11 protein-coding genes and 1 pseudogene are annotated in these 8,526 nt (G+C 68.5%); 4 read left to right on the forward strand and 8 right to left on the reverse strand.

Annotation, left to right across the window (positions count from 1 at the left end):
* Nucleotides 1-116: 116 nt before the first annotated feature.
* Nucleotides 117-353, forward strand: a complete 237-nt coding sequence (locus tag ADK60_RS03025; RefSeq protein ID WP_199839584.1) for an HAD domain-containing protein — start codon at nucleotides 117-119, stop codon at nucleotides 351-353.
* A 149-nt stretch (nucleotides 354-502) separates the two neighbouring features.
* Here ADK60_RS03025 and ADK60_RS03030 read toward each other — a convergent pair whose 3' ends face one another.
* From ADK60_RS03030 to ADK60_RS03055, 7 genes are all read right to left on the reverse strand, one after another.
* The gene (locus ADK60_RS03030) at nucleotides 503-1,087 is read right to left on the reverse strand and encodes a GNAT family N-acetyltransferase (protein WP_079008003.1); all 585 of its coding nucleotides are present in this window, start codon (nucleotides 1,085-1,087) and stop codon (nucleotides 503-505) included.
* Complete coding sequence (locus tag ADK60_RS03035; RefSeq protein WP_353651721.1) at nucleotides 1,077-1,784, reverse strand: lasso peptide biosynthesis B2 protein; 708 nt, start codon at nucleotides 1,782-1,784, stop codon at nucleotides 1,077-1,079. Before ADK60_RS03035 ends, ADK60_RS03030 begins: the two co-directional genes overlap by 11 nt.
* 19 nt (nucleotides 1,785-1,803) lie before the next feature.
* On the reverse strand, nucleotides 1,804-3,615 hold the full coding sequence (locus ADK60_RS03040; RefSeq protein ID WP_053642991.1) for an albusnodin/ikarugamycin family macrolactam cyclase: 1,812 nt from the start codon (nucleotides 3,613-3,615) through the stop codon (nucleotides 1,804-1,806).
* 83 nt (nucleotides 3,616-3,698) lie between these two features.
* On the reverse strand, nucleotides 3,699-3,836 hold the full coding sequence (locus ADK60_RS44445; RefSeq protein ID WP_159400282.1) for a hypothetical protein: 138 nt from the start codon (nucleotides 3,834-3,836) through the stop codon (nucleotides 3,699-3,701).
* Nucleotides 3,837-3,942: 106 nt separating this feature from the next.
* Nucleotides 3,943-4,404, reverse strand: a complete 462-nt coding sequence (locus ADK60_RS03045; RefSeq protein WP_053642993.1) for an ATP-binding protein — start codon at nucleotides 4,402-4,404, stop codon at nucleotides 3,943-3,945.
* The gene (locus ADK60_RS44450; protein ID WP_159400283.1) at nucleotides 4,401-4,664 is read right to left on the reverse strand and encodes a hypothetical protein; all 264 of its coding nucleotides are present in this window, start codon (nucleotides 4,662-4,664) and stop codon (nucleotides 4,401-4,403) included. Before ADK60_RS44450 ends, ADK60_RS03045 begins: the two co-directional genes overlap by 4 nt.
* Nucleotides 4,665-4,731: 67 nt before the next feature.
* Nucleotides 4,732-5,295: an ATP-binding protein gene (locus ADK60_RS03055; protein WP_159400284.1), complete on the reverse strand. Its 564-nt coding sequence runs from the start codon at nucleotides 5,293-5,295 to the stop codon at nucleotides 4,732-4,734.
* Nucleotides 5,296-5,549: 254 nt separating this feature from the next.
* On the opposite strand from ADK60_RS03055, the gene ADK60_RS03060 reads away from it, so the two are divergent.
* Nucleotides 5,550-6,389, forward strand: coding sequence for a helix-turn-helix domain-containing protein (locus ADK60_RS03060; protein WP_286185247.1), 840 nt, complete (start codon nucleotides 5,550-5,552; stop codon nucleotides 6,387-6,389).
* Nucleotides 6,386-6,640: a DUF397 domain-containing protein gene (locus ADK60_RS03065; protein ID WP_053643000.1), complete on the forward strand. Its 255-nt coding sequence runs from the start codon at nucleotides 6,386-6,388 to the stop codon at nucleotides 6,638-6,640. Before ADK60_RS03060 ends, ADK60_RS03065 begins: the two co-directional genes overlap by 4 nt.
* 418 nt (nucleotides 6,641-7,058) lie before the next feature.
* On the opposite strand, the gene ADK60_RS03070 is transcribed toward ADK60_RS03065, so the two are convergent.
* On the reverse strand, nucleotides 7,059-7,244 hold the full coding sequence (locus ADK60_RS03070) for a hypothetical protein (protein WP_053643002.1): 186 nt from the start codon (nucleotides 7,242-7,244) through the stop codon (nucleotides 7,059-7,061).
* Between the two features lie 166 nt (nucleotides 7,245-7,410).
* Between ADK60_RS03070 and ADK60_RS03075 the strand changes: the two are divergent.
* A pseudogene (locus tag ADK60_RS03075) lies at nucleotides 7,411-8,526 on the forward strand (hypothetical protein); the annotation flags it as partial.

Here is an 8,526-nt window from a genome sequence, read left to right on the forward strand (position 1 = left end):
TCGCGGCCCACTCCGAGCGCCCCCGGTGCGCCCCCGTGTGCGCCCTTCGGCGGGCAACCGCCGGGGGTCCCGGCTCGTCCGACCAGGTGACGACGCACGAGACCTGGGGGCGCCCGATGCCGAAGCCACTGCTGTTCCTGGACGTCGACGGCGTGCTCAACCCGGTCTGTCCCCACCCCGGGGCCGGGTTCGACGTCCACACCCTGCTCGGCTACACCGTGCTGCTCTCCGCCCGCCACGGCAGCTGGCTGCGCGAACTGGCCGGGACGTACGAACTGGTCTGGGCGACAACGTGGGGGAACGCACCGACCTTGCACCTTGTTCCCGACCTGCGGAAACGGGCTGAGGTGTAAGGGGCCACGACCCTATCGTGGCCGCTTCCAGCAAGGGCCTGGGCTCACGAAATAGCCCCCGACCTGCGGCAGCGGGGGCAGCCACGGGCCGGGGGCCTGGTCCGTCGCCGGGGGCCGGGGCGACGGGGGTGCGAGATGGTCGAGAGTTCTTAGGGGCCTGAAACTCCCCCCGTCGGTCCCAGAACGCTGGGACCGCCGAATTCGGAGGCGAGCGCATCCATGATCAGCTCATCGCACACAGCACCCTGCCAGTACCCCGCCTCACGCATCGCGCCGACGTGCTTGAAGCCCGCCTTCTCGTAGACGTGGACGGCGGCCTCGTTTGGTGCGAGCACCTTGAGCCACACGGACCGGAGGTTGGCTACGTGGAAACCGAAGTCCAGCGTCAGCCGGGTCGCCGGTGCCGCGAGCCCCTTGCCCCGCGCCTCAGGGGCGATGACGAGGATGTACTCGGCGGAGCGGGCGTAGGTGTCGGGCTGGAGCGTGGTCATGCCGACAGGCACCGGGTTCTCGGCGTCGGCGAGGTCGTAGACCGTGAACCTGATGTTCCTTCCCGCGAGCTGCTGCTGAAGACCCTGAGTCCGGCTCGGCAGCGATTCGGGGACCGGCCGGCCGAACCCAATCAGGGAACTTGGGTCCTCCTCCCAGCGCCAGTACTGCTCAGCAAGGTCGGACCGCAAGGGGCCAAGCCCGCAGGCGCCAGCCGACATCCAAATGATCTGTTCAACGGACATGATGTGCTCCGGGGATGCTAAGTGTCGCTGTGTACAAGTGAACTGACGTTGGCTCGGCGACGGGAGTACCTTCAACGGTCTCAATCCAGGCGTGCAACCGTATCGGGTCGGGCGCGATCCCATGACGCCAAACCGCGGCCCTACCCGTCAGCCGGAGCAGCAGCACCGAGGCAGCCGACTCCTCCAGACAGTTCGTCCGTCCGGGCGAGTACCAGCCCGCGCTTCGCACCGCGTGGACGGCGCGTTGAGCTTCGCTGAGGGTGGCCGCCCTTCGGTGTCCCGTCCTGCTGGCGGAATGGATCAGCTTGAGGACGCGACCCATCGCCTGATGCTCCGGGCCTGCGGCCTTCACGGTGTGGACCACCGAGAGCGCAGTGGCAGCCGCCAGCGTCCAGGCACGGGGAACGGGCACGGGAGGCGTCAGCCCAGCCCGGAACTCGTCGCCGCCCCAGCTCGCCTTCGGGGCCTCCACCGTCCGGACGTTCCGCGAGGGCCGAGGCCGGTCTGCCCGCACCAGCGACCCCGACGTGAGCAGTGACTTCAGCAGGGGTTCCGGCAGGTGCCTGGCGTTGCCGAACTCCGCCGCTTGGCGGAGCGCCATGCCGGCGGAAGCGGGGAGCGTGCTGACCTGCCCGTTGAGGTAGTTCACCAGGACAACGGCGTGTCCGAAGTCAAGGCCACGGACATAGCGGGGCATCGTCACGAACGAAGTCGCGTCAGTCACGGATGGCCACTCCCTCAACCCACTGCGGCTCCGGCTCTCGGTCAAGCGCGATCAACCACGCCTCGACGGCAAGAGTTCGGTCCAAGACGCCCATCGGCACGGGCATGCCCATCGCAGCCTGCTTGAGCACGCGGCGCAGGGTCCGGGGGTCGACTACGCCGAGAGCAGCGAGGAACCCGTCCGCCAGGCCGAGCAGCGCGTCCAGGTTCTCCCGCCGGCCGGTGTAGAAGTCCGCATTGAACGAGCCCTTCGTGCTACGCGCGGCAAGCGGGGCTGGTAGTAGATCACGCATCGCAGTCACCAAGTGGGGCTTGTAGGCGTACACAGGCGGCCGGGCTCTGAGCGGGACGCGCAGAACAGTGTCGATCACCCTGGCGTCCAGGAACGGGTTCCGGAGCCGGATGCCGATGTCCTCTGCCAGTGCGGCATCCGCCTGCGCCGTCCGAGCTACCTCACGGACCTCATCAATGACGGTGCGCACGCCAGCGTCGAGCCCCGAGAGGGGGTCCGGTGCGGAGGCGACCCGCTCGATCTCACCTCGCAGGTGAGGCAGGGTCTCGGCACCGGCCCAGTCCGGAAGCTGCACGCGCGGGAACCAGTGAACGGTGCCGGCCGCCGGGGACGGACCCTGGACGATCTGCTCGGCCAGCACGGCCAGCACGTCGGACCGGGAGAGCCGGGCCGTTGCGAGGGCCTGCCGAAGAAGGTTCGACAGCGGCAGATGCCGCAGCCGGGCCCAGCCCGCGGCCTGGTGAAGGGCGGCCCGGAGCTGACGGTGCCGGAGCAGATCAGCGATGTGGACGGCCGGTTGCGAGCAGACGCTGTCTCCACCATCGCCAGTCAGATGGAGCCGAGTGTCGAACTGCTCGGCCATCCACTCCAACTGCCGGAGCAGCCCGGCCCAGGCCATGGTGGACGGTGCCGGTTCATCGGCGGCGGGCACGCTGGTGATCTCGGTGTAGGGCAGGTGCTCGCGTCGCGTCGGAAGAAGATGGTGCTCGATCCTGCCCGGCATCGAGTCCGCGACAAGCCGGGCGAACCGGAGGTCGGCCCCCGACTCGTCCCCTTCGGGGTGGACCGTCACAGCGGGCACGCTCGTGCCGGCGGGTGCGTGGCGTGCTGCCAGGAGCGTGACGGTTGACGAGTCGAGTCCGCCCGACAGGTCGGTGCTGAACGGGCCGTCGTCCAGGCCCACGCCCACGGCTCTCGCAAGCTCGGTCCGGAGGCGGCCGGTCGGTGATGGACTTGAGTCCGGCTGCGGTAGCCAGAGGATCGTAATCTGGGGCTCGGTGACCGGGGTGAGCCGGATGCGGGCGCCTGGCGGCAACTGCTCGACCCCCGAGAAGTACGACCGGCCCGCGACGAGAGCGGGGAGCAGTGGTGTGAACACCGCAGTCACTAGCCGCCGTGTGTCGACGGGGGCTCGGCTGAGTCCGGCGAGGAGCCGAGCCGACGATGACCAGGCCCACCCTGATCCGTACTGGGTGAGGTAGACCGGCGACGCGGCTGAGGGGTCGGTGAAGATCAAGGTCTCCTGATCAGCCTCGATCACCACTGTGTACGCCCCCGGCCAGCGCCACCCTAGGTCGGTCGGCAGGGGGCCGTCGGCCAGCGCCTTCAAATCTGCGGCCCGCGCTCCACTCGGTCCTAGGACAAACAGCCTGCGCGCCGGGCCGCCCTCCGCGACGTGCAGCTCGGTCGGCGTCAGGCCGTCCTTCCACACGCTCGACTGCCGGTGCAGTTGTCTCCCTCCCAGCGGATACGGCGTGCTCGCCGAGGAGCTACTGAAGCCCCCGAAAGCCATGTGAACCTCCCCTTGGCCAAGCAATGGCAGAAAGCGGAGCGGTGCGGCCCCGGAGGACCGCACCGCAGTTACAGCGGGGAGGGTCAGCCGGTGTACGAGTACACGTGGCGCTTGCCCTCGCCGCCGTCGGCCTGGCCGCCCATGGTGAGGGCCGCCGCGTCGCCGATCACGGTCACGTCGTCGTCCTCGTCGGCCACGATGACGGGCTCGTTCACGTTCATTGCGTTGTTCCTTCCTGCTGGGTGGTGCGAAGACCACCAGGGGGATTCCTGGTGGGGCCCGGCCTGGCGGACTTCCCCATCCGAATCAGGCCGGGAGCTTTGGGGGTCAACGCCGAGGGCGGCGAGGACCGTGGATCTCGGCGAACACACACTTGCCCTGGGGGCGGAGGTCGAGCCCCCAGCGCTTGCACAGGCCGTCCACGATCACCAGGCCGCGACCGCCAGCCGGGAGCCGGTCCGGGTTGGTCGGCAGGCCGGGCTTGATGAAGACCGGTGGGTAGCGCGACCCGTCCTCAACAGAGATCCGAACGGCAGACTCGCCGATCTGCTCAAGGGTCAGGGTGATGCTGCGCCGACAACCCGTCTGTATCGCGTTGGTCATCAGCTCGCTGGCGACCAGAACAGCGTTCTCGACCAGGTCACCCAGGCCCCAGCGGAGGAGCGTGTCCTTGACCAGCTCGCGGGCGAGGCCGGCAGACTTGACCTCGTAGGCGAAGGCCGCGGTGACCGTCCCGGTCAGGTCGGTGTGCGCCAGGGCTTGCGCTGGAGACTCGGCGATCGTCGTCACGTCGCGGCCTCCGCTCTTCGCAGGGCATCCCGGAAGAGCTGCATATTCTTGGCCGAAGCTCCGAGCCCCGTCCAGGTACCGCGTCGTTCGGCGATCTCCTCGGGCTTCAGCCTTTCGTGAAGCCACTCGCCGGGCGTCCTGCGGGCGAGGGGTTCCGGCGAGGGCGAGTCATCAGACGGCGCAGGTTCGCCCGGAAGCTGAAGCCCTTGGATCTGCTGCTCGATGCCCGCCAACGTCTTGCGGTCGAAGCGCAGTTCCAAGACCGGCGGAGGGTGCTCCCCGGTGGGGTCGGCGACGATGCCGCTGATCGTCAGCCGAATGGGAAGCTCAGGCCGGCCGAGGTGCCGCAACTGCTCGGGGGTAAGGGCCTCGATGTAGATCCGACTGCCGCGCCGAGGCTCGGTGTTGCCCGCCACCACCGGCTGTGTTGGCGTCGTTCCCATCATCGGAGTCATCTTCCATATCCCCCTCTTCGGCGTCCCCCTTGAGCGTGACGCAAATGATCTTGCTTCCCGAGCCGAGATTGCGGTCGGTGTGCCAGCTCGCTGCCAGAGCCTCGATCAACTCGAAGCCACGGCCGCCGAGGTCGTCCGGGCCCGCAGCGCGGGGCTTGGGCAGTTCGACGGAACCGTCCTCCACCTCGATCCACATCGGCCGACCTTCCAAGGCCACGAAGGTGACCTTGAAGGGCGTCCTAGCGTGCCGGACCGCGTTTGTGGCCAGCTCGCAAGCAAGGACCATCGGCGCGTGGGGGTCGATGCCGACTTCAAGACAGCACTTCTTGATGAACTGGCGGACCGCGCGAACCACCGTGGGGTCGGGTTCGAACTTCGCCGAGCAAATCAAGCGGACGTACGGGCTCACGTGAACGTGAGTGATCAGTTCTCGCACAGCTCCTCCACAGATCAGCCGGAGGGAGCCGTGCGCCATCGCGGCAGCACTACACTCCGCAGATGGCTCGTAGCGGTTGGTGCAGCACTGAGTTTCCTCGTACGAGCGGCTCGTACGCAAGCCCCTCGTGAGTACCCGTCAAACTTCACTCGTACGAGGCGTCGTTGCCGTCTGGGGCGCTACCCTCCTCCCCAGGAACATCTATGCTGGACAGAGAGGAACGGAGCGTGACGAAAGCGGCAGCGTCCCGCGCCATGGTGAGCGTTGGCCGGCGGCTTCGGGCGCTTCGTACGGAAGTCCGCCCTCGCCTGACTCAGGGGGCCGTGGGTCTTGCCATCGGCAAGAGTCAGGACCTCGTCTCACTGATGGAGAAGGGCGGTCAGCTCCCCACCGACCAGCAGCTGACAACGATGCTCGACCTGTACGGCGTCGGCGAGGCGATCCGGCTCGATCTCTTGGCGGAGATCAGGGCCGCTCGGGCTTCGCAAACCGCCTGGTGGGACGAATACCTGGGCGACCTTCCGCGCAGCCTTGTCAGGCTGATTGAGCTTGAGGACCCCGCCAGCAAGATCAGCATCGCCACAGGCGCCTTGATCCCCTGGCCGTTCCAGATCCTTCCCTACATGCAAGCGGTAGACGAGTTCCACGTGCGCGAGAACGGTGTCGAGAAGACTGCTGTCCAGCACACGGTGCGCCGTCGGCGGCAGGACATCTTCTTCAGGGCCGAGCGGCCAGCGGTCCTGGATGCTCTTTGTTCTGAGGCCGCGATCAGGGCCCTGGTGGGCGGTCCCGCAGTCATGAAGGCGCAGCTCGACCACATCGTGGAGACCACGAAGCGGTCGAACTTTACCTTGAGGATCATCCCCTTCTCGGCCGGCGCTCCTGCGGCGACTCAGGTCAACTTGAACGTTGTCGACTACCTGACCCCGGGTGACCCGGGTGTAGCCACGATGGATACCGGAACGGGCGTGGCCATCCTGGACGACCCAAAAGAGGTGAGGTCAAGGCGGCGCAGGTTTGACTACCTGAGTGGTAAGGCGTTGACTCCGGAGGAGTCTGTAGAACTGATCAAGACGCTCAGCAAGGAATCGTGATTCTTGTGAAGAAGCAAGAGCTGTATGACATCACTCCCGGGCCGGAGGAGCGGTTCAAGTCTCCGCTCTCCGAGGGTAACGGTGCCTGCGTGGACTTCGCGGCGACGGGTTGGGACGCCAACGGCGTTGCTACCGGCGTGGCCATCTTCGACAGCGAGAACCCCGAGCTGATGGGTACCCGGTACACCCCGGAGGAATTCGTCGCCATGGCTGACGGCATTGCAGCCATTCGCAAGCGCCTCGGCCTGTAACGGGCCGTTCTGTAGCGTTCCCTGGCGCCCTCGCCTCCAACAACAGGAGTCGAGGGCGCTTCGCGTCCCTGGGGCTTACCCCACGGCCAGCCGGGGGTGGGGCCTGGTGCCAGCGGTCGACGGGCACTTCGGCCGGGGTCGGCTCGGTTTCGGCCCCAGCTCGCCGAGGCAGTGCTGCCCATGTGGTCGTTGGCCTGGCAGCCGGTCTACTGCACTAGCCGCGCCTGCGGCGAATCCCGCCGTCTGGTCACTGGCTGTGGTTGAGGGGTAGTACAGCGTAGGGGTCTATGTCGTTATGTCTTTTTAGATCGACATTTTAAGAAGAATATAGACACAGGCTCTCCTGGTGAGCCCCAACCGAAATCGGCTCCGACACACGGCATTCCGACACGGGGGACGGCCAGGGAGGGCGGGGCGGTCAGGCGGGGGTGGGGCCTGGTGCCACCCGGTACTTCTCCTCTTCCTCGGGCGGGGGCAGGGGGACCATGGTGGAGAGCTCGATGGCCGCGACCTGGCGGGTGGTGTAGCCGCGTCGGCCGGCGGCTGCACCGACCCAGGCCCCGGAGGTGTCCTTGGCCATCCAGACACCCCCGTGCTTCTCCACGGTGCCGATCTGTTCTCCGAGGCCGCGTACGACCCGGTAGTGGCCTCTCCTGCCCTCGTATTCGAGGTCGAAGAGCCGGTCGTTCCATCGGCCGTCGGGCAGGACGTTGTCGGGGTGGATGGTCAGGGCTGGTCTCCTTCTGCGGGATGGGCAGGGGTGGGGCCTGGTGCCAGCGGTCGACGGGCACTTCGGCCGGCGGTTGGGCGGGGGTGGGCTCTGGTGTCCGCTCTCCGATCTCGACCGCGTCGGCGAGGAGTTGCCGCACGGCGGCGTCGACCTGGTGCCGGTAGCGGTGGCGGGAGACGAAGTAACCGTTCTCCCGGATCTCGTAGGAGTCGTGGGCGAAGTCGGTGGTGTTGAGGGTGACGTCGAGGCGGCGGTCGTGGCCGGCCCCCCTGACGGTCCAGCGGCCGGCGGCCACCGCGGACCACGTCAGGTCGATGTCTGCTCCGGTGCGGGCCCGCTCGGCGCGCTCGCGCTCGGCCCGCTCGTCCTCGCGTCGCTGGCGCTCGGCGGCCAGCTCGTCCTGGTACCGCTGCTCGGCCTGCTCGCGGAGGCGGACGAGTTCGGCCCGGGTCTGGGCGTGCTCGCGCTGGAGCTGGGCCCAGAGCTTGCGGGCGGCTTCCTGGCGGCGCTTGTCCTCCTGGCCCCCGGGGAGCGGGGGCAGCGCCTGGGGTTCGTGCCGGACGGGCCAGGGCTCGGCGAGGTCGGCGCGGTGGTGCTGCCAGACCTTGAGCATGGTCCGGCCGTCCGGGGTGGCGGTCACGTTGCCGTGCGCGTCCTGGTGGAGGAACCCGGCGGCGATGACCAGCTCGACCACGCGGCGGCGCACCCGTCGGCCCTTCGCGTCGAGCCGGGCCCCGACGGGGACGAGCCGGTAGCCGGTGCCGTCCCACCAGACCCCGCTGTAGTCGTCGCCGCAGGCCGCCGCGACGAGGTCGTACACCCTGCTCGTCCACCCGGACTTCTCGCGGACCTCGCGGTTGCGTTCGGCGGTGACGTAGCGGCGGATCTCGGCTTCGTGGTCGTCGGCGTGGAGACGGGCGGCGTGGTGGGCGTCGTCGCGGTGGGCGTGGTCGTCGCCGACCTGGGCGGGGCGCCCGGTGTAGCGGTCGCCGCAGGACAGGCACCACACCTTCCCGCCCTCGCCCCGGTAGCCACCGGGGCCGACGCCGACGGGGCACGTGTCGCGCAGGCCCCAGTCCAGGGCGGTGCCGCCTCCGGGTATCCAGGGGGTGCGGGGGGTGGGCACTGGTGTCTCCTGCGGGTCGGTGCGGTGGGG

The organism is Streptomyces sp. XY431, assembly GCF_001279805.1.
Lineage (GTDB): Bacteria > Actinomycetota > Actinomycetes > Streptomycetales > Streptomycetaceae > Kitasatospora > Kitasatospora purpeofusca.

What these genes read in the sequence shown, in the direction of transcription:
- ADK60_RS03025 (WP_199839584.1), top strand. Translation starts at nt 117, where the DNA reads ATGCCGAAGCCACTGCTGTTCCTGGACGTCGACGGCGTGCTCAACCCG.
- ADK60_RS03030 (WP_079008003.1), bottom strand. Translation starts at nt 1,087, where the DNA reads ATGTCCGTTGAACAGATCATTTGGATGTCGGCTGGCGCCTGCGGGCTT.
- ADK60_RS03035 (WP_353651721.1), bottom strand. Translation starts at nt 1,784, where the DNA reads ATGCCCCGCTATGTCCGTGGCCTTGACTTCGGACACGCCGTTGTCCTG.
- ADK60_RS03040 (WP_053642991.1), bottom strand. Translation starts at nt 3,615, where the DNA reads ATGGCTTTCGGGGGCTTCAGTAGCTCCTCGGCGAGCACGCCGTATCCG.
- ADK60_RS44445 (WP_159400282.1), bottom strand. Translation starts at nt 3,836, where the DNA reads ATGAACGTGAACGAGCCCGTCATCGTGGCCGACGAGGACGACGACGTG.
- ADK60_RS03060 (WP_286185247.1), top strand. Translation starts at nt 5,550, where the DNA reads ATGGTGAGCGTTGGCCGGCGGCTTCGGGCGCTTCGTACGGAAGTCCGC.